Annotated in this window: 1 protein-coding gene; it reads left to right on the forward strand. The window is 56.0% G+C overall.

The annotated features are described in order from the left end of the window. Positions 1-591 (forward strand): EAL domain-containing protein (locus tag WH277_RS02050; protein ID WP_339504110.1); only part of this gene is annotated, 591 nt, incomplete at both ends.

Below are 591 nucleotides of genomic sequence, written 5' to 3' on the forward strand. Positions count from 1 at the left end.
GGGCTGGAGCAGCAGCAGTTTGCACTGTGGTTGCAGCCGCAAATCGATATGAACAGCGGTAAGCTGGTGGGCGCTGAGGCGCTACTGCGCCAGCGTCAGCCCGATGGCTCCTGGTGCCTGCCGGAAGATCTGATTACTAACGCGGAGGAGATTGGGGTGATTACCGCGCTGGGCCGCTGGGTGTTTGAAGCCTCCTGCCGCCTCCTTGCCGACTGGCAGCAACAGGGGATCGAATTGACGCTGAGTGTGAATCTCTCGGCAATCCAACTGCGCGAAGCCACAATGGTCAGTCATTTACAGGCGCTGATTCAGCGTTATGACATCCGTCCCGGTCGTCTGATGCTGGAAATCACTGAAACTGCCCAGATTGGCGAGCCTGAGCAGGCGCTGCGTCTGTTAAAGGAATTACAGAAAACCGGCGTTTCCATCGCGCTGGATGACTTCGGCATGGGCTATGCCAACCTGAACTGGCTGAATCAGTTTAAAGCGCTGCCGATTAGCAAACTGAAAATGGACCGCAGTTTTGTCGCCGCGCTGCCGCATGATGACAGCATGATACGCATTGTTTCCTTCATCGCTGAGCTGATGCAT

Origin of the sequence: Erwinia sp. MYb416 (assembly GCF_037479575.1) — a bacterium.
GTDB classification, from domain to species: domain Bacteria; phylum Pseudomonadota; class Gammaproteobacteria; order Enterobacterales; family Enterobacteriaceae; genus Erwinia; species Erwinia rhapontici.